The sequence below is a fragment of the Pseudoroseomonas cervicalis ATCC 49957 genome (assembly GCF_000164635.1).
In the GTDB taxonomy this organism is placed as follows: Bacteria; Pseudomonadota; Alphaproteobacteria; order Acetobacterales; family Acetobacteraceae; genus Pseudoroseomonas; species Pseudoroseomonas cervicalis.
The window spans coordinates 237,157-256,060 of record NZ_GG770779.1 but is presented as its reverse complement, the minus strand read 5'-3'; the positions used below and the strand labels follow the sequence as shown (position 1 = coordinate 256,060).

At 70.1% G+C, this 18,904-nt stretch carries 18 protein-coding genes; 5 read left to right on the top strand and 13 right to left on the bottom strand.

Going from position 1 to position 18,904, the window contains the following annotated elements:
• A partial coding sequence (locus tag HMPREF0731_RS12485; protein WP_007004503.1) for a Bug family tripartite tricarboxylate transporter substrate binding protein occupies nt 1-918 on the top strand: 918 nt, incomplete at its 5' end.
• Between the two features lie 22 nt (nt 919-940).
• Here the strand turns inward: HMPREF0731_RS12485 and HMPREF0731_RS12480 are convergent.
• The 12 genes from HMPREF0731_RS12480 to HMPREF0731_RS12425 all read right to left on the bottom strand — a co-directional run bounded on the left by HMPREF0731_RS12480 (nt 941) and on the right by HMPREF0731_RS12425 (nt 14,674).
• The gene (locus tag HMPREF0731_RS12480) at nt 941-2,107 is read right to left on the bottom strand and encodes an acyl-CoA dehydrogenase family protein (protein WP_007004502.1); all 1,167 of its coding nucleotides are present in this window, start codon (nt 2,105-2,107) and stop codon (nt 941-943) included.
• A gap of 17 nt (nt 2,108-2,124) precedes the next feature.
• Nucleotides 2,125-3,252: a CaiB/BaiF CoA transferase family protein gene (locus HMPREF0731_RS12475; protein ID WP_007004501.1), complete on the bottom strand. Its 1,128-nt coding sequence runs from the start codon at nt 3,250-3,252 to the stop codon at nt 2,125-2,127.
• A gap of 2 nt (nt 3,253-3,254) precedes the next feature.
• Nucleotides 3,255-4,421 carry an acyl-CoA dehydrogenase family protein gene (locus tag HMPREF0731_RS12470; RefSeq protein WP_007004500.1) on the bottom strand — a complete coding sequence of 389 codons (1,167 nt, stop codon included), beginning with the start codon at nt 4,419-4,421 and terminating at the stop codon, nt 3,255-3,257.
• Nucleotides 4,422-4,430: 9 nt separating this feature from the next.
• Nucleotides 4,431-5,807 carry an MmgE/PrpD family protein gene (locus HMPREF0731_RS12465; protein ID WP_040613099.1) on the bottom strand — a complete coding sequence of 459 codons (1,377 nt, stop codon included), beginning with the start codon at nt 5,805-5,807 and terminating at the stop codon, nt 4,431-4,433.
• A 74-nt stretch (nt 5,808-5,881) separates the two neighbouring features.
• Nucleotides 5,882-6,793, bottom strand: a complete 912-nt coding sequence (locus tag HMPREF0731_RS12460) for an SDR family NAD(P)-dependent oxidoreductase (protein WP_007004498.1) — start codon at nt 6,791-6,793, stop codon at nt 5,882-5,884.
• Between the two features lie 91 nt (nt 6,794-6,884).
• A complete protein-coding gene (locus HMPREF0731_RS12455) occupies nt 6,885-7,271 on the bottom strand; it encodes a Zn-ribbon domain-containing OB-fold protein (protein ID WP_040613097.1) in 387 nt (128 codons plus the stop codon).
• 2 nt (nt 7,272-7,273) lie between these two features.
• Complete coding sequence (locus HMPREF0731_RS12450; RefSeq protein ID WP_007004496.1) at nt 7,274-8,446, bottom strand: thiolase domain-containing protein; 1,173 nt, start codon at nt 8,444-8,446, stop codon at nt 7,274-7,276.
• Nucleotides 8,447-8,466: 20 nt separating this feature from the next.
• The gene (locus HMPREF0731_RS12445; RefSeq protein WP_007004495.1) at nt 8,467-9,459 is read right to left on the bottom strand and encodes a Bug family tripartite tricarboxylate transporter substrate binding protein; all 993 of its coding nucleotides are present in this window, start codon (nt 9,457-9,459) and stop codon (nt 8,467-8,469) included.
• A 40-nt stretch (nt 9,460-9,499) separates the two neighbouring features.
• Entirely contained in the window at nt 9,500-10,645 is a 1,146-nt protein-coding gene (locus HMPREF0731_RS12440; RefSeq protein WP_007004494.1) for an acyl-CoA dehydrogenase family protein, read from the bottom strand.
• Nucleotides 10,642-11,685 carry an acyl-CoA dehydrogenase family protein gene (locus HMPREF0731_RS12435; RefSeq protein ID WP_007004493.1) on the bottom strand — a complete coding sequence of 348 codons (1,044 nt, stop codon included), beginning with the start codon at nt 11,683-11,685 and terminating at the stop codon, nt 10,642-10,644. The genes HMPREF0731_RS12440 and HMPREF0731_RS12435 overlap by 4 nt, the downstream gene beginning before the upstream one ends.
• The gene (locus tag HMPREF0731_RS12430; protein ID WP_007004492.1) at nt 11,682-12,533 is read right to left on the bottom strand and encodes a MaoC/PaaZ C-terminal domain-containing protein; all 852 of its coding nucleotides are present in this window, start codon (nt 12,531-12,533) and stop codon (nt 11,682-11,684) included. The genes HMPREF0731_RS12435 and HMPREF0731_RS12430 overlap by 4 nt, the downstream gene beginning before the upstream one ends.
• Entirely contained in the window at nt 12,530-14,674 is a 2,145-nt protein-coding gene (locus tag HMPREF0731_RS12425; RefSeq protein WP_211207931.1) for an acetate--CoA ligase family protein, read from the bottom strand. Before HMPREF0731_RS12425 ends, HMPREF0731_RS12430 begins: the two co-directional genes overlap by 4 nt.
• A gap of 192 nt (nt 14,675-14,866) precedes the next feature.
• Here HMPREF0731_RS12425 and HMPREF0731_RS12420 point away from each other — a divergent pair, with 192 nt between their 5' ends.
• Nucleotides 14,867-16,087: a serine hydrolase domain-containing protein gene (locus HMPREF0731_RS12420; RefSeq protein WP_007004490.1), complete on the top strand. Its 1,221-nt coding sequence runs from the start codon at nt 14,867-14,869 to the stop codon at nt 16,085-16,087.
• Between the two features lie 12 nt (nt 16,088-16,099).
• Here the strand turns inward: HMPREF0731_RS12420 and HMPREF0731_RS12415 are convergent, their stop codons facing one another.
• Nucleotides 16,100-16,978, bottom strand: coding sequence for an EamA family transporter (locus HMPREF0731_RS12415; RefSeq protein ID WP_007004489.1), 879 nt, complete (start codon nt 16,976-16,978; stop codon nt 16,100-16,102).
• A 163-nt stretch (nt 16,979-17,141) separates the two neighbouring features.
• Here HMPREF0731_RS12415 and HMPREF0731_RS12410 point away from each other — a divergent pair, with 163 nt between their 5' ends.
• From HMPREF0731_RS12410 to HMPREF0731_RS25420, 3 genes are all read left to right on the top strand, one after another.
• Nucleotides 17,142-17,633 (top strand): MarR family winged helix-turn-helix transcriptional regulator, encoded by a 492-nt coding sequence (locus HMPREF0731_RS12410; RefSeq protein ID WP_007004488.1) that lies wholly within the window; start codon nt 17,142-17,144, stop codon nt 17,631-17,633.
• 70 nt (nt 17,634-17,703) lie between these two features.
• Nucleotides 17,704-18,441: an SDR family NAD(P)-dependent oxidoreductase gene (locus tag HMPREF0731_RS12405; protein ID WP_169312291.1), complete on the top strand. Its 738-nt coding sequence runs from the start codon at nt 17,704-17,706 to the stop codon at nt 18,439-18,441.
• A 247-nt stretch (nt 18,442-18,688) separates the two neighbouring features.
• Nucleotides 18,689-18,904, top strand: a 216-nt coding sequence (locus HMPREF0731_RS25420; protein ID WP_040613093.1) for a hypothetical protein, incomplete at its 3' end; no start/stop codon positions are given.

The window sequence follows — 18,904 nt, the reverse complement described above, 5'->3', positions numbered from 1 at the left end:
ATGGCCGGCTGGCGGCCGAGCCAGCCGGTGCGCATCATCGTGCCCGCCGCCGCCGCCGGCACCACGGACATCATGGGGCGGCTGCTGGCGGCGCATCTGACCCAGCACTGGGGCCAGCCGGCGGTGGTGGAGAACAAATCCGGCGCCGGCGGCACCATCGGCACCGCCGAGGTGGTGCGCAGCCGCCCCGATGGCCACACCATCCTGCTCGGCAATATCGGGCCGCAGGCCATCGCCTATTCGCTGTTCCGCAACCTGCCCTACCGGGCGGAGCAGCTGATCCCCGTCTCCAACATGATCCGTGGGCCGAACGTCCTGGTGGTGCATCCCTCCCTGCCGGTGAACACGGCGCAGGAATTCATCGCCTATGTGCGGGAGAATCCCGGCAAGCTGAGCTATGGCACGCCGGGGGTCGGGCAGTCGCCGCATCTCTCCGCCGTGTGGTTCAGCCAGCTCACCGGCAGCCGCTCCATCGCCGTGCATTACCGCGGCGCCGGCCCCGCCATGGTCGGGCTGCTGGGCAATGAGGTGCAGTTCAGCTTCGACAACCTCACCAGCGCGGTGCAGCAGGTGCGCGCCGGCTCGGTGCGCGCGCTCGGCGTCACCAGCGCCGAGCGCAACCCGCAGCTGCCCGACCTGCCGGCGATGCGCGAGGTGGCGCCGGAACTGTCCCGCTACGAGGTGAATTCCTGGTTCGGCGCCTTCTACCCGGCCGGCACGCCGGAGCCGGCGGTGGCCGCGCTGAACGCCGAGATCAAGGCGATGCTGGACATGCCGGAAACCCAGAAGCGCTTCGCCGAGATGGGCGGCCTGCCGGCCTATGGCACGCCGGCGCACTATGCCGAATTCGTCCGCGCCGAGACCGAGAAATGGGGCGAGGTGGTGCGGCGCGAGGGGCTGCAGCTCGACGCCGGCTGAGCCCCGCGCCGGGCGCCGCGCTTCAGTAGGAGCGCGGCAGGCCCAGCACCTTCTCGGCGATGAAGCAGAGGATCAGCTGCGGGCTGACGGGGGCGATGCGCGGGATCATCACCTCGCGCAGATAGCGCTCCACATGGTATTCGCGGGCATAGCCGAAGCCGCCATGCGTCATCACCGCGCGCTGGCAGGCCTCGAAGCCGGCCTCGGCGGCGAGGTATTTCGCCGCATTGGCCTCGGCGCCGCAGCTCATCCCCTGGTCGTAGCGCCAGGCGGCCTGCATCACCATCAGCCAGGCGGCCTCCAGCGCCATCCAGCTTTCCGCCAGCGGGTGCTGGATCGCCTGGTTCTGCCCGATGGCGCGGCCGAAGACGCGCCGATCCTTCGCGTACTCCGTGGCGCGCCGCAGCGCCACGGCGCCGAGCCCGACCGCCTCCGCCGCCACCAGGATGCGCTCCGGGTTCAGCCCGTGCAGGATGTAGTCGAAACCTTTTCCCTCGTCGCCGATGCGGTCCTCCACCGGCACTTCCAGCCCATCGAAGAACACCTCGTTGGAATCGACGGCCTTGCGGCCCATTTTCGGGATTTCCCGCACCCGCACCTTCGTCCGGTCGAGCGCGGTGTAGAACAGGCTGAGCCCCTCGGTGCGGCGCGTCACCTGCTCCAGCGGCGTGGTGCGCGCCAGCAGCAGCACGCGCTCGGCGACCTGGGCGGTGGAGATCCACACCTTCTGCCCATGCACGACGTAATGGTCGCCGCGCCGCTCGGCGCGCGTCTGCAGCTTCGTCGTGTCGAGGCCGGTGTTCGGCTCGGTCACCGCGAAACAGGCGCGCTCGGTCCCCGCGATCAGCGGCGGCAGCATGCGCGCCTGCTGCTCCGTGCTGCCGAACACCACCACCGGGTTCAGCCCGAAGATGTTCATGTGCACGGCGGAGGCGCCGGTCATGCCGGCGCCGGATTCGGCGATGGCGCGCATCATGATGGCGGCCTCGGCGATGCCGAGACCGGCGCCGCCCAAGGGCTCCGGCATGCAGATGCCGAGCCAGCCATCGCGCGCCAGCGCCTGGTGGAATTCCTGCGGGAAGCGGCCATCGCTGTCGCGCGCCAGCCAGTATTCGTCGCCGAAGCCGGCACAGAGGCGGGCGATGGCGTCGCGCACGCTCTCCTGCTCCGGCGTATAGGCAAACTGCATCGCCGCCTCCCTGCGGTTCAGCCCATGAATTCGGCCCGCACCGCCTCCGTGTGCTGGCCGAGCCCCGGCACCGGGCGGTAGTCGCGCGGCGGCGCATCGGGGAAGCGCGCGGCGGGCGCGGCCATGGCGACCGCGCCATTCGGCGTCGCGACCGACAGCCGGCGCAGCGCCGGATGCGCGGCCAGCGCCGGCAGATCGTTGACGAAGCCATAGGCGGTGTTGGCCGCGCGCAGCCGGGCGTCGCATTCGGCCCGCGTCAGCGTCGCGAAGACGGCGCCGACATGCGCATCCACCATGGCGCGATGGGCGACGCGCTCGACATTGCTGCGGAAGCCCTCGCGCTGCGGCAGGTCGGGCTCGCCCAGGAAGGCGGCGCAGAATTGCTGCCACTCGCGCTCATTCTGGATCGAGATCAGCACCAGCGCGCCATCGGCCGTGGCGAAGGCGCCATAGGGGCAGATGGACGGATGCGCCAGGCCAAGCCGCTGCGGCGCCTTCCCCGTGCCCTCGAAATACAACAGAGGAACGTTCATCCAATCGGCCATGGCGTCGAAGAGCGAGATGGCGATGGAACGCCCCTCTCCGCTGATGCCACGGGCGATCAGCGCCTCCAGCACCGCCGCATGCGCCATGGTGCCGGTGGCGATGTCGCAGACCGAGACGCCGACGCGCCCCGGCCCCGCCGGATGCCCGGTGATCGAGGCCAGGCCGCTTTCCGCCTGCACCAGCAGGTCATAGGCCTTCATCGCGGCGTAGTCGCCGCTCTCGCCATAGCCGCTGATGTCGACGGTGATCAGGCGAGGATGGCGCTGCCGCAGCGCCGCGCTGCCGAAACCCGCCCGCGCCATCGCGCCCGGTGCCAGATTCTGGATGAAGACATCGGCCTTCGCCAGCAGCGCCGCCAGCAGCGCCTTGTCGCCCTCCTGCTTGATGTCGAGGCAGACGCTTTCCTTGCCGCGATTGAGCCAGACGAAATAGCTCGACTGCCCGGCGGCGGCGCGATCGTAGCCACGCGCGAAATCGCCCTCGGCGCGCTCGATCTTGATGACGCGCGCCCCGGCATCGGCCAGCTTCACCGAGCAGGTGGGGGCGGCCACCGCCTGCTCCATCGAGACGACCAGCAGCCCGGCCAGCGGCTTGTCCATGCTCAGTAGCTCCGCGGCATGCCCAGCACATGCTCGCCGAGATAGGAAAGCACGAGATTGGTGCTGATCGGCGCCACCTGATACAGCCGCGTCTCGCGAAACTTCCGTTCCACGTCATACTCCTCGGCGAAGCCGAAGCCGCCATGGGTCTGCACGCAGGCCTCGGCCGCGGCCCAACTGGCCTCGGCGGCCAGCATTTTTCCCATGTTCGCTTCCTCGCCGGGATTCACGCCCGCCTCGAACTTGGCGAGGCCCTTCTGCACGATGGCCTCGGCCGCGCGCATCTGCGCATAGGCGCGCGCGATGGGGAATTGCACACCCTGGTTCTGCCCGATCGGCCGGCCGAACAGCACACGCTCCTTGGCGTAGCCCACCGCCTTCTCGATGAACCACTTGGCATCGCCAATGCACTCGGCGGCGATCAGCAGCCGCTCGGCATTCATGCCGTCCAGGATGTAGCGGAAGCCCTTGCCCTCGACGCCGACGAGGTTCTCGGCGGGCACTTCCATGTTATCGAAGAAGACCTCGCAGGAATTGTGGTTCATCATGGTGCGGATGGGGCGGATGGTCAGCCCCTTGCCCAGCACCGTGCGCATGTCGACGATGAAGGTCGACAGCCCCTCGGTCTTCTTCGCCACTTGGTCGCGCGGCGTGGTGCGGGCCAGCAGCAGCATCAGGTCGGAATGCTCGGCCCGGCTGGTCCAGATCTTCTGGCCGTTGACGATGTACTTGTCGCCTTCCTTCTTCGCGAAGGTGCGCAGGCTGGTGGTGTCGGTGCCGCTGGTCGGCTCGGTCACGCCGAAAGCCTGCAAACGCAGTTCGCCGCTGGCGATCTTCGGCAGATACTCCTGCTTCTGGCGGTCGCTGCCATGCCGCAGGATGGTGCCCATGATGTACATCTGCGCGTGGCAGGCGGCGCCGTTGCAGCCCTGGCGCTGGATCTCCTCGAGGATCGCCGCGGCCGCCGAGAGCGGCAGGCCGGAGCCACCGAACTCCTCCGGAATCAGCGCCGCCAGCCAGCCGGCCTGGGTCAGCGCCTGCACGAATTCGGTCGGGTAGCCGCGCACCTCATCCAGCTTGCGCCAGTATTCGCCGGGGAAGCGGGCGCAGAGCTTGGCGACCTCCTCGCGGATCTCGGCATGCGGGTCGTTCGGCGTGGTCTGCAGCATGGTCGTCCTTCAGGCCGCCTCGGCCGGGCTGCGCAACAGGGAGGAAATGTCGTTCAGGCGATCCAGCCGCCCGATGGTCTCGGCCAGCGCATTCGCCTGCTCGGCGCCCAGCACCGTGTCGGCCAGGCCCGCGAATTTGGCGCGCAGCTCGGCCTCGCTGAGGAAATTGTCGGGCTCGCCCTTCGGCACGATGACCTTGCGGGTGAAGACCTGGCCCCGCGCGCGCAGCGTCAGCTTGCCGGACATGTTGGCGGGGAACTCGGCCTCGATCTCGGGGTCGTTCTCGCAGGCGATGTGCTGCATCATGGCGCGGATCGCGGGATCCTTGAGCTTCGCGTAGCTGTCCCAGCCCATCGCGCCGGTCGACAGCGCCGTGGCGATAACAAAAGGCCCGCTGAACTGGCCATCGACGATGTTCTGCGGATCCGCCTTGCGCTCGGCGGGCTCGCCCACCAGCAGCATGCCGGCGCGGGAGAGGCCGAGCGTCGCGCCCTCCACCTCCTCCGGCTTCAGGCCCAGCTCGGCGCGCAGCGCCAGCGCGGCGTCGATTCCGGCATGGCCCCAGCGGCAGGAGGGGTAGGGCTTCACGCCTGTCGCCATCAGCTCCCAGACCTGGCCGAGATCCTGGCAGACACGCTCCGGCTTCGGGTCGGGCGCATAGGCGCGCAGGAAGCCCTGGCGGCCCTCGATGGCGTCGGCCGCGCCTTTGAAGCCCTCGCGCGCCAGGGTGGCGGCGGCGAGGCCCGACATGCCGGCCCAGCCCACCTGGAAGCGCTTGGTCCAGGCGCCATTCGCGAGGAATTGCAGGCTGCCGGCGCATTGGCTGAGCGCGATGCCCAGCGCCGATTCCACTCCCGCCGCATCCAGCCCGAAGACGCGCGCCGCCGCGGCCGCCGCGCCGAAGGCACCGCAGGTGGCGGAGGGATGGAAGCCACGGTCGTAATGCGCGCCGGCCGGCAGGGCCAGCGCCAGGCGCAGCGCGACCTCGTAGCCCGCCACGATGCCGGCCAGCACCTCGGCGCCCGAGGCGCCGACCATCTCGCCCGCCGCGAGGGCCGCCGGAATCACCGGCGCGCCGGGATGCACCACGGCGACGGCGTGGGTGTCGTCGAAATCCAGCGAGTGGCCGAGCGTCGCGTTGATCAGCGCCGCGCCGGCGGGGCTGTAGGTGGCGCTGTCGCCGAAGACCCGCGCGCTGCCCTGCCCCAGCCCCAGCGCCTGCACCATGCGCAGCAGGGCGGGCGTGCTCTCGGCCTCGGCGCGGGCGCGCACGATGTTGCCGACCAGGTCCAGCACCAGCGCCTTGGCGCGTTCCGCGACCTCCGGCGGCAGGCTTTCGGCCCGCAGCCCCGCCGTGAAGCCGGCCAGCTCCTGCGTCACACCCATCGCCATTCCTCCCAACTGACAGAAAAAAGATGGGGGGTCCGGGGGAATTCCTTCCCCCGGCCTTTTTTCTTCTCTTACACCGGATCCCAGGAGAACACGTCCCCGCTGCGATCCAAAGGCAGGAATTGCGCGCGCAGCGACGGCAGGGCGTGTTCGGCGATCAGTTCCGGTGTCCAGCCATCCTCGCGATGCGCGCTGCGCACGGGCCGGGGCTGGCTGAACAGGAAGATCTCGTTGTTGCGCGCCGCGAAGATCTGCCCGTTGACCTCCTTCGCCGCATCGCTGGCCAGGAACACCGCCAGCGGCGCGTTTTTCTCCGGCGTCATGCGCTTCAGCTTCTCCACCCGCGCCTTCTGCTCCGGCGTCTCGGCCGGGATGGAGCTGGTCATGCGGCTCCAGGCGAAGGGCGCGATGCAGTTGGAACGCACGCCGAAGCGCTGCATGTCGAGGGCGATCGACTTCGACAGCGCCGCGATGCCGAGCTTCGCCGCCGAATAGTTGGCCTGGCCGAAATTGCCGATCAGGCCGGAGGTCGAGGTCATGTGTACATAGGCGCCCGACCCTTGGGCGCGGAAATGCTCCGCCGCGGCGCGGGAGACGAAGAAGCTGCCGTTCAGATGCACATTGATGACGGAGAGCCATTCCTCCGGCGTCATCTTGTGGAAGATCTGGTCGCGCAGGATGCCGGCATTGTTGACCACGATGTCGACACGGCCGAAGGCGTCGATGGCGCTCTGCACGATGCGCTTGGCGCTGTCCCAGTCCGCCACGCTGTCGGTGTTGGTCACCGCCTGGCCGCCGCGCTGCTCGATGATCGCCTTGGTCTGCTCGCCCGGCGTGGCGGAGGTCTGGCCCTCGCCGCTCAGCGAGGCGCCGATGTCGTTGATCACCACCTTCGCACCGGCCAGCGCCATGGCGAGGGCGATCTCACGCCCGATCCCGCCACCCGCACCCGTGACGATGGCAACCTTGTCCTGCAGCATCATTGCCTGCGTTTTCCTTCCTGAAAGCTCGTACCAGGGGGCGCTGCCCCCTGGACCCCCGGCAGGAACCTGAGGTTCCTGCACCTCCCATCAGTCAGGCTGGGGTGAACATCGGCACCGGCGGGCCGTCGCCCTCGGTGTCGCGGAACGCCAGCTTCACCTTCATGCCGATCTTCACGGCATCGAAGTCGCAGCCGACGATGTTCGTCATCATGCGCGGGCCCTCGGCCAGCTCGACATAGGCGATGGCATAGGGCGTCTTGGCGCGCATGATGCTGAAGCTGTAGACCGTGCCCTCGCCGCTGGCCTCGATCCACTCCACTTCGCCCTCATCGCTGAAGGGGCAGAAGGGGCGCGGCGGGTAATGCGTCTGGCCCGTCTTGGTGTTGCGGCCGATCAACAGGCGGCCCTGCCGCGCCGCGTCCCAGAAACGCTGGGTGGAGGGATCGCCGACCGGCGCGGGGGGGATGCGTTCGCTCATGGTCACAGCCTCTCCAGCACCAGGGTCGCGCTGCCATGCCGCGTGCCGAGCGAACCGCCCGTGCCATGCGCCAGTGCCAGGTCGCAATTCTTCACCTGCACGGCCGGATGCGCCTCGCCGCGCAGCTGCCGCACCGCCTCGATCACCTTGGTGATGCCACCGCGATTGGCCGGGTGGTTGTTGCACAGCCCGCCACCATCGGTGTTGAAGGGCAGCTTGCCGACACCCGAGATCAGATTGCCGTCCGACACGAACTTGCCGCCCTGGCCCTTCTCGCAGAAGCCGAGATCCTCCAGCTGCATCAGCACGGTGATGGTGAAGCTGTCATAGATGCTGGCGTACTTGATGTCGGCGGGCTTCACCCCAGCCATCTCGAAGGCGCGGGCGCCGGCATAGCGCGCGCCGGTATAGGTCAGGTCGATGCGCCCGCCATCGACATGCTTGATCGCCTCGCCCGCGCCGCGGATGCCGACCAGCGGCCGCTTCAGGCTGCGGGCGATCTCCGGGCTGGTCACCACCAGCGCGCCGCCGCCATCGCTGATGACGCAGCAATCCAGGCGGTGCAGCGGGTCCGCCACCAGCGGGGAGTTCACCACATCCTCGACGGTGACGACCTTGCGCAGCATCGCGTGTTCATTGTGCTGCGCGTGATGGCTGGCGGCGACCTTGATCCAGGCCAGTTGCTCCGAGGTCGTGCCATATTCGTACATGTGGCGCTGCGCGCACATGGCGTACATGTTCGCGATCGCCGGCCCGAAGGGATATTCGAACTGCACGTCGGGCTGGCGCGGGTCGCCCGGGCGCGGCGCCGTGCCGGTCGCCACACCTTCCGAGCGCGGGCGGCCGGCCAGCGTGATCAGCGCCACCTTGCACTTGCCCATGGCGATGGCCTCGGCCGCATGCGCCACATGCGCCAGGTAGGAGCAGCCGCCGACATCGGTGGAATCGTAGTGGGAGAGCCGCGTCAGGCCGATATAGTCGGCCATGCTGAGCGGGCCCATGCCCGGCGCGTCGCCGGCGCAGAAATAGCCATCCACATCGGCGCGTGTCAGCCCCGCATCGCGCAGCGCGCCCAGCGCCACCTCGGCATGCAGCTGCGCCGTGCTCTTGTCCTCGGCCTTGCGGGTCGGGTGCTCATAGGCCCCGACGATGCAGGCCTTGCCTCGGATGCTCAAACGCCTCTCTCCTTCTGGACCTACTGGACCGTGATATTGGCCGCCTTCGCGACCTCCGCCCAGCGCACGATCTCGGCACGGATGAACTCGGCGAAAGCGGCGGGGGTGGTGCCGCCCTCCGGCGTCAGCCGCGGCAGGTCGGCGGCGAAGCCGGACACGCGCTCCTGCCATTCCGGCGTGCGCACGATGGCGTCCACCGCGCCGCCCAGCTTCGCCAGGATCGGCGCCGGCGTCGCGGCCGGGGCCTGCAGGCCGAACCAGGCGGTGGCATCGAAATCGGCGATGCCGGCTTCGATCAGCGTCGGCACATCCGGCAGGGTGGGCACGCGCTGCCGGCTGGTCACCGCGAGCGCCTTGATGCGCCCCTCGCGGATGAAGTTCAGCGCGGAGGGGATGTTGTCCATCGCCGTCTGGATGCGGCCCGCGACCAGCTCGGTCAGCATCGGGCCGGAGCCGCGATAGGGCACATGCGTCAGGTCGATGCCGGCGCGCACCTTCAGCAATTCCATGCAGGCATGCGGACTGCCGCCGATGCCGGAGGTGCCATAGTTCAGCTTGCCCGGCTCGCGCTTCGCCATCGCCACCAGCGCGGGAAAATCGTTCAGCCCCGATTCGGTCGAGGCCAGCACGACATTCGGCACGCGCGTCACCAGCGCGACCGCCGCCAGCTGCTCCGGCTTGTAGGGCATGTTGGGGCCATAGGCGGCGTAGTTGATCGCCGCCGTGCCGATGGACGCCATCAGGATGGTGTAGCCATCCGGCTCCGCCTTGGCGACGGCATCGGCGCCGATATTGCCGCCGGCGCCGGCGCGGTTCTCCGTCACCACCGGCTGGCCCAGGCGCTGCGACAGGCGTTCCGCCAGCAGCCGCGCCATCAGGTCGGTGGTCCCGCCGGGCGGGAAGGGAATCACCATCCGCACCGGGCGCGCGGGCCAGTTGCCCTGCGCCAGGGCGGGCGCCGCCAGCAATGCGCCCGGCAATGCCAGGGCCTGCCGCCTGCTCCATGCTCTCATGCCACTTCCTCCCTCTCGCCGCCTTTCCGGCGGTCGTGTCTCAGCCGGGCAGTTCGAGAACGTTCTTGGCCAGGATGCCGCGCTGGATCTCGGAACTGCCGCCATAGATCGTGGTCGGCCGCGCCTCGATGAACAGCCCGGCCGGGTGCAGGTCGCGATTGCCCTCCATCGGCTGCAGCAGACCCGCATTCTCACCGCCGATCTCCAGCATCAGCTCGGTGATGCGCTGGAACAGGTCGGATTGGTGCAGCTTCAGCATCGAGACATCGGGGCCAAGCGATTCGCCGCGCCGCAGGATGGCGACGAAGCTCTCATACAGCGCCTTGTGGTCGGCCAGGTCGCAGCGCAGGCGGATGTAGCGGTCCTGGAACTCCGGCTCATCGAACACGCCCATCCGCTCGGCCAGGCTCTTCAGCCGCGACAGCGCATAGGCCGACTGGCGTGGCGAACCGAGAAAAATCCGCTCGAAGCCGAGCAGGGCCTTCGCCATGCTCCAGCCCTTGTTCACCTCGCCAACGAGGTTTTCCGCAGGCACGCGGACATTGTCGAAGAACACCTCACAGAACTCGTCATGCAGGCCGAGATTGATGATCGGCCGAACCGTCACCCCCGGCGTCGCCATGTCGATCAGCAGGAAGGAAATGCCGTCCTGCTTCTTGGCGCTCTTGTCGGTGCGGACCAGACAAAAAATCCAGTTGGCGTCGGTCGCCAGTGTGGTCCAGATCTTCTGGCCGTTGACGATGTAGTGGTCGCCCTCGCGCACCGCCTCGGTGCGCAAGGCGGCGAGGTCGGAGCCGGCGCCGGGCTCGGAATAGCCCTGGCACCAGATATGCTCGCCGGCCAGGATCTTCGGCAGGAAGCGCGCGCGCTGTTCCGCGGTGCCGAAGCGGATCAGCAGCGGGCCGAGCATGATCACGCCATGATCGGGCAGCCGCGCCACGCCGTGCCGCTCATACTCCTCGATCAGGATGATCTGCTTCGAGGCGTCGAGCCCCATGCCGCCGAGTTCGACCGGCCAGCCCGGCGCCACCCAGCCCTTCCGCTGCAGGATGCGGAACCATTCCTCACCCTCCCGCCAGTGCAGGCGGTGCGGCGGGTTGCGCAGATGGGCGGGGTATTCGGCCTCGACGAAGCGGCGCACCTCGGCGCGGAATTCCTCGTCGGACAGCGCGTTCCAATCGCTCATGCCTCATCCTCCGGCTGGGCCTCGGCGAAGCGGCGGCGATGCAGCGCGGCGGGGCCGAACTGGTTGGCCACCACCATGGCCTTGCGCAGATACAGGCCGATATCGGCCTCGTCGGTGTAGCCGATGCCGCCATGCAGCTGGATCGCCTGGCGGGTCACCAGCAGCGCCGCGTCGCCGGCGCGTGCCTTGGCGCGCGCGATGGCCGCTGTGCGCAGGCGCGGCGCGGCGCCACGGTCGCAAAGCGAAGCCGCCGCCTCGATGCTGGCGCGGCTCAGCGCGATCTGGATCTTGAGGTCCGCCGCGCGGTGCTGCAACGCCTGGAAGCTGCCGATCGGCTTGCCGAATTGCTGGCGGGTGCGGAGGTAGTCCAGCGTCAGCGCGAAGGCCTGCTCCATCACGCCGAGCAGATAGGCCGCGCTCGCCAGCGCCGCCTCCTCGAGTTTTTCCGTCAGCGCCACCTGCTCGCTGAGCAGGCGGGTGGGTGCCGGGCGCAGCGTGCCGAAGGTTCCGCCATCCTGCGTCGGCTCCAGCGTGAGATCGGCACCGGAAGACTCCTGCCAGCGCAGCCCGCCCTGCCAGGGCAGCAGGAAGGCATCCGCCCCGCCCGCCATGGGGATGAAGCGGCGCGGCGCCTCCGGCGTGCCGGGCGCGTCCAGCGTGGCGGGGGCTTCCTGCCAGGCGGTCAGCACCACGCTCTCGCCGGCCAGCAGCGCTTCCAGCTCGGCCTCGGCGCCGGCCTCGGCCAGCAGCGCGGCCGACAGCGCACCCTGGATCAGCGGCTCCGGCGCCAGCGCCGCGCCGAGTTCCTCGGCCAGCGCGCAGAACTCGGCCATGCCGAGGCCGCTGCCGCCCTTCTCCTCTGGCAGCCGAAGGCCGATCCAGCCCAGCTCACCCATCTGCCGCCAGACCTGGCGGTCGAAGCCCGGCGCCTGGAAACGCAGCGCACGGATGCGCCGGCGGTCGCCCTGGCGCGGCGCCAGGCCCGCCGCGCTGTCGCGGATCATGCGCAGCGAATCATCCTGCTCCAGCATGGCGCTCATGCCGCGATCTCCGCCTTGCCATTGTTGACGACGATGATGTCGCGCTCCACCACCCGCGCGCGGAAGGCGCCGTCGCGCCAGATCTCGGTGCGGATGGTCTCGCCCGGGAAGACGGGGGCGGAGAAGCGCAGCGACAGCGCGCGCAGCCGCGCCGGGTCATAGCCACACAGCTCGCGCAGCAGCGCATGGGTGACGACGCCCAGCGTGCACAGCCCGTGCAGGATCGGCCGCGGGAAACCGGCGCGCGCCGCCACCTCCGGCTCGGTGTGCAGCGGATTGTCGTCGCCGTTCAGCCGGTAATAGAAGGCCTGCTCGGGCCGCGTCGGCAGGTCGAGCGTGATGTCGGGCGCGCTCTCCGGCATCGGGTTGGGCGGGCGCACGGGTCCGCTGGGCCCGCCGAAACCGCCATCGCCGCGCAGGAAGGTGGTGCTGCGCGTCACCGCCAGCAGCGCGCCGCTGGCCGCATCGGTCAGGCGTTTCTCCGAGTAGAGCAGCGCGCCCTTGCCCTCGCCCTTGTCGACGATGCCGGTGACGCGCGTCTGGCCGATCACCTCGCCCTCGGCCGGGATCGGCGCGTGCAGCTCGATCTCCTGCTCGCCATGCACCAGCTTCACCGCGTCCACGCCGGTGTCCGGCCGGCCGAGCCAGAAGCCGGGATGGCCCAGCACCACCGCCATGGCAGGCACCACCAGCGGGCCGCGATGCGTGCTGACGAAGGGGATCTGCCGCTCCTCCATCGGGTCCTGGCCGAAGCCGATGGACAGGGCGTAGAGCACCGCGTCGCGCGGCGTGACGCGCTGGCGCACCTCCGGAATGGCGTAGTTCAGCAGTTTTTCGTGGTTGATCACGGCGCGTCCTCCGCGATGTCGATCACCGCATCGGCGGCGAAGGCGCCCTGCCCCGCCGGCATGGCGAAGACCGGGTTCAGGTCGATGCCCGCCAGGCGCGGCCCGGCCTGGTGCGCAAAGACCGACAGGCGCGACAGCATTTTTTTCAGCGCGTCGATATCGGCGGGCGGGCGGCCACGGGCGCCGGCCAACAGGGGAAAACCCTTGATCGAGCGGATCATCTCTTCGGCTTCCGCCTCCCCGAAGGGGCAGCGCCGGAAAGAGACATCCTTCAGGATCTCGACGAAGATGCCGCCCAGGCCGAACATGGCGACGGGACCGAAGACCGGGTCGCGATGCACGCCGAGGATGCACTCCACCCCGCCGGAGAGCTGCTTCGCCACCAGCACGCCCTCGATCCGCGCGGCGGGCGCGGCCTCCTTCGCGCGTTGCAGCAACAGCGAAAAGCCCTCGCGCACGGCGGCGGCGTCAGAGACGTTCAGCAGCACGCCGCCGATTTCGGATTTGTGCAGGATATCGGGCGAAAGGATCTTCAGCACCACGGGGAAGCCGATGCGCTCCGCTGCCGCCACCGCCGCCTCCGCCGTGGCGCAGGTTTCTTCCGGTGCGGCCGGGATGCCGGCCTGGGCCAGGATGCGCTTGGCCTCGGCCTCGCTGGGTGTCGTCGCCGGCAGGGTGATGGGCGGCAGCGCGGCGGGCGGGGGCGGCGCGGCGCGGGCGAAGGACTCGCCATAGCGGCCCATGGCATGGATCGCCGCCACCGCGCGCGACGGATCCTCGAAGACGGTGAAGCCATCCGCCTCGAATTGCCGCACCATCTCCGGCTCGGCGAGCACAGAGAGCACGAAGAGACGGTCCGGATGCGCCGCCCGCACCGCCGCCAGCTCCTGCCGCAGCCTTGGCGCCACCGAGGCCGCGCCCCCCGCATGGGTGAAGAAGGAGAGGATGGAGCTGTAGCCACCCTGCTCCACCAGCGACTTCGCGAAGGTGCCAACGAGCGAAAGATCGTTCAGCGCCTGGGCGGTGCAGTCGACCGGGTTCTGCGGCGCGCAATAGGGCAGCGCGTCGCGCAGCGCCTGCTGCGCCGCCTCCGGCATGGGCGGCATGGGCAGGTCGACGGCCTCGGCGGCGTCGGAGATCAGCACGCCGGCGCCGCCGCTGATGGTCAGCACGCCGAGCGAATTGCCCGCCGGATAGATGCGCCGCGCCGCCAGCCGGGCGATGTCCAGCATCTCCTCCGTGGTGCGGGCGCGCACCACGCCGTACTCGGCCAGCACCGCGTCCGTCACCGCATCATCGCCGGCGATCGAGGCGGTGTGCGAGCGCGCGGCGGCGCTGCCCACCGCGCTGCGGCCGACCTTCATCATCACCACCGGCTTGCGGTTGCGCCGGGCGAGTTCCAGCGCCGCCAGGAAGCTTTCCGCGTCGCGGATGCCCTCGGCATAGGCGGCGATCACCTCGGTGTCCGGGTCCTGTGCCATCCAGCCGATCATGTGGCCGACATTGAGGTCGGCCTCATTGCCGGTGGTGACGACGCAGGACAGGCCCAGCCCATGGTCGCGCGCCAGGCCAAACAGGTGCATGCCATAGGCGCCGGACTGGCTGGCGATGCCGATCGGCCCGGGCTTCGGCGTGCCGCGCTCCAGGCTGCTGGTGAAGGTGCCGTAGAAGCCGGTGCGGGCGTTGAACAGGCCGAGGCAATTGGGCCCCAGCAGCCGCATGCCATGGGCGCGGGCGGCGGCCACCATGCGGTCCTGCTCGGCCTCGCCCGCCTCGCCCATCTCGGCGAAGCCGGCGCTGAACATGATGGCGGCCTTCACGCCGCGCTCGGCCAGCTGCTGCAGCGCCGGGCCGGCGGCGGCGGCGGGCACGGCGATGATCGCGGCCTCCGGCACCTCGGGCAGCTCGGCCACGCTGGCGAAGGCGGGCAGCCCCTGCACCATGCCGTGCTTCGGGTTCACCGGCAGGATGCGGCCCTGATAGCCCAGCGACTGCATATAGGCGATCGGCCGCCCGCCAATGCGCGTGGCATCCCCCGAGGCGCCGATCACCGCCACCGAGCGCGGCGCCAGCAGCGCCGAGAGGCTGCCCATCGGCAGGGCGGCGGCTGGGGGCAAGGGCGTGTCAGGCAATGGCGGCATTCCTTCCCGGGGGCGGCGCACCGCCCAGTTCCGTCCCGATCGGCCTTGTTGGCGGCCTTGGCGGGGAGGCTAGACCCAGCCGGACGGCCATTCAATATGCAGAATGGCATTTCATTCTGCGGAAAACCGCTTCCCCTCGACGCGCGGCGCCGCCGGCGTCAGCATCCCGCCGCGCCGCCGAGGAGAGCCGCCATGAATCTCGAAACCACCGATCCCGCCGCGCTGGGGCTCTGCCCGCAGCGTCTGCGCCGTGTCGCCGACTGGGCGGATCGCTGGGCCGATTCGGGGAGATTGCCGGGGGTGAGCGTGCTGGTGGCGCGGCGCGGCCGCATCGGCCTGCTGCATTGCGCCGGCCAGGCGGACCGCGAGCGCGGCACGCCGATGGCGCCCGACACGATGGTGCGCATCTATTCGATGACCAAGCCGCTCACCAGCCTGGCGGCGCTGATGCTGTATGAGGAGGGGCGCTTCCAGCTGGACGACCCGATCACCCGCTTCCTGCCGGAATTCCGCGACATGCGGGTGATGGCGGGCGGCGCGCGCGGGCGGATCGACACGGTGCCGGCGCAGCGCGACATCACCATCCGCGAGCTGATGACCCACACCTCGGGCCTCACCTACGGCTTCATGCAGGCCAATCTCGTGGATGCCGCCTATCGCGAGCAGGGCGTCGATTTCCAGACCGCCGAGACCAGCCTGGCGGAGCTGGTGGGCCGCGCCGCCCGGCTGCCGCTGATCGCCCAGCCCGGGGCAGCCTGGAACTACAGCATCTCCACCGATGTGCTGGGGCATCTGGTGGCCGTGGTCTCCGGCCAGGAATTCAGCGATTTCATGCGCCAGCGCATCCTGGCGCCGCTCGGCATGGTGGACACGGATTTCCACGTGCCGGCGGAAAAACTGCCGCGCTTCGCCGCCAACTACATCCCCTCGGCCGAGGGCGGGCTGACGCTGATCGACGACCCCGCCACCGGCCGCTTCGCCCGCCCGCCCGCGATCGCCTCCGGCGGCGGCGGGCTGGTCTCGACCCTCGGCGATTATTGGCGCTTCTGCCAGCTGATGCTGAACAAGGGGGTGCTGGACGGCACCCGGCTGCTCGGCCGCAAGACGGTGGAGCTGATGACCTCGAACCATCTGCGCGGCGACATGGCGGCGATGGGCCAGGCGCGCTGGTCGGAATCCACCGCCGAGGGCATCGGCTTCGGCCTGGGCTTCTCCGTGACCCTCGACCCGGCGCGGGCGCAGATCCTCGGCACGCCGGGGGAGTATGCCTGGGGCGGCGCTGCCTCCACCGCCTTCTGGATCGACCCGGCGGAGGAGATGGCGGTGATCCTGTTCACCCAGCTCACCCCCTCCTCCACCTATCCGATAAGGCGGGAGCTGCGGGTGCTGACCTACCAGGCGGTCATCGACTGAGAGAGAAGCGCCTCAGCGGCGGGAGAGCAGCATGCCGGCGAAGGTGGAGCCCAGCACCAGCACGATGCCCAGCATCTGCACCGGCGCCAGCCATTCGCCGAGCAGCGTGGCCCCCAGCAGCGTCGCCACCACCGGGCTGAGCAGGCCGAAGAAGGACAGCCTTGCCCCGGCGGCGGCGATGCCGCGCACCCAGAGCCAATAGGCCAGCGCCGTGCCGGGCAGCACCAGATAGGCGAAGCCCAGCAGGTTGCGCGCATCCGGCGCGGGCGGCACGCCCTCCACCAGCAGGGCGAAGGGCAGCAGCACCGCGCCACCCAGCGCCAGCTGCCAGGCGGCCAGCTGCAGCGGCGTGCCGAGCCTGCCCCAGCGCTCGATCAGCACCGTGCCCATGGCCATGCAGCAGGTCGCCAGCAGCGCCGCCACCGCCCCGGCCAGGTCCAGCTGCGCCCGCGAATCCAGCACCAGCATGGCGACCCCGGCGAGGCCGGCCAGCGCCGCCAGCACCTGGCCCGCGCGCGGCGCCCGGCCCAGCAGCGGCCAGGCCAGGAAGGCCACCACCAGCGGCTGGCTGGAGCTGAGCGTCGCCGCCACGCCCCCCGGCAGCCGCGCCGCGCTGAAGAACAGCAGCGCGAAGAACAGGCCGATATTGGCCAGCCCCAGCAGCAGCAGCCGGCCCAGCTTCTCGCGCGGCGGCAGGCCGGCGCCCAGCAACATCAGCAGGATGCCGGCCGGCAGGGCGCGCAGCGCCGCCACCAGCAGCGGGTGCTCCACCGGCAGGGTCTGGGTGAAGACGATATAGGTCGAGCCCCAGAAGCAGGGCGCCAGCAGCGCCAGCAGGATGGCGGCGCGTGCGCCGGGGCGGGCGGGCGCGGGGTTTCCCGGCCGGGACATGGCTGTTCCTTCCGTGCCGGCGAGGGGCGCCGGCTCTGGTCCGAAGCGGTTCCGCCCTGGCGCCGCCGCCGGGGCGTCGCCTAGGATGGTTCCATGCGGCATAGTCCTACGTCGAATTATCCTGCATGGGAATACCTCTCCTCTGGCCCGGGGGCATGTCCCCATGGCTGAGCCACCGCCCCTGCCGCTCGACACGCTGCTGGCGCAATGGCGGCGGGAGCGCCCGGACCTCGACCCCGCCCCCATGGCGGTGTGCGGGGCCATCTGGCGCGCGGCCGAGCAGCTGCGCCGCGGCGTCGCCGCCAACCTCGCCCCCTACGGCCTGGATTCCCCCGCCTTCGACGTGCTGATGACGCTGCGCCGCCAGGGCGCCGGTCGCTCCCTCTCCCCCACCGAGCTGGCGCGGGAGATGCTGCTCTCCACCTCCGCCATGACCAACCGGCTGGACCGGCTGGAGCAGCGCGGCCTGGTCCGCCGCCACTCCGACCCGGAGGATCGCCGCTCCTTCCGCATCGCCCTGACGCAGGAGGGGCTGGCGCTGGCCGACCGCGTCGTCGCCTCGCATGTGGCGACCGAGGCGCGGCTGCTCGCCCCGCTCTCCGAGCCCGAGCAGGCGCAGCTGCGCGCCCTGCTGGAGCGACTCTTCCAGCCCTGACCCCGCCCCTTGCGGCGCTGCGGGGCCGTGCCCATCATCCCTGCCCCTTGCCGAGATGGATCACCCCCCGATGCCCGAGACCCGCGTCCTCCTGCTGACCGGCGCCAGCCGCGGCATCGGCCACGCCACGGTGAAGCTGTTCGGCGAGCGGGGCTGGCGCATCCTCACCGTCTCCCGCCAGCCCTTCTCGGACGCCTGCCCCTGGCCCGGCGGCAAGGAGGACCACATCCAGGCCGACCTGGCCGAGCTGGACGGCATCGAGCCCCTGGCCGAGGAGGTGCGCCGCCGCCTGCCCGGCGCCAAGCTGCATGCGCTGGTCAACAATGCCGGCATCTCGCCGAAGGGGCCGAAGGGCTCGCGCCTCGGCATCCGGGTCAGCGATGCCGAGACCTGGACGCGGGTGCTGAACGTCAATTTGGTCTCCACCGCCCTGCTGGCCCGCGCCCTGCTGCCGGAGCTGGAGGCGGCCAAGGGCGCCATCGTCAACGTCACCTCGATCGCCGGCTCGCGCGTGCATCCCTTCGCCGGCGTGGCCTATGCGGCGTCCAAGGCCGGGCTGGCGGCGCTGACGCGCGAGTTTGCCCATGAATTCGGCCCGCTCGGCATCCGCGCCAACGCCATCGCTCCGGGCGAGATCCGCACCGCCATCCTCTCCCCCGGCACCGACGAGCTGGTGGAAGCCAATGTGCCGCTCGGCCGCCTGGGCGAACCGCGCGAAGTGGCCGAGACGATCTTCTATCTGTGCACCGAGGCCAGCTCCTACATCAATGGCGCCGAGGTACACATCAATGGCGGACAACACGTTTGATTCTTAACCTTCTTTTTCTGAAGAAAAAGAAGCAAAAAGACTTTGTCAGTTTGGCGTCCCGCCTCGGGCCATAGGCGGGACGCCAGCTGACAAAAGTTTTTTGGTTCTTTTTTTCAAAAAAGAACCCTTAAGCTTCCCCTTCTGGCACGGCACATGCCTGCCCCGGCACCGCAACATTGGCGCCGGGGGGGCGTTTTCCGCTATGGGCGGGCATCATCCCCTTGTCCTGGAAGGAAGACGCGGACGAATGCGTGACGCCTCCCTGCCCCCCGCCCATCCGGCGGAAGCGGCCATCCTGGCCTCGGGCCTGCGGGTCGAACCGCGCGAGATGCCGCAGCTGACCCGCCTGGTCGCCCGCCGCCTGCCCGCCGACCGCGACGCCGTGGCCGACGCCCTCTGCCAGGTCCGCCGCAAGAGCTGGGCCTCCGCCGCCATGGCCATGGCCAGCCGCGCCGGCGAGCTC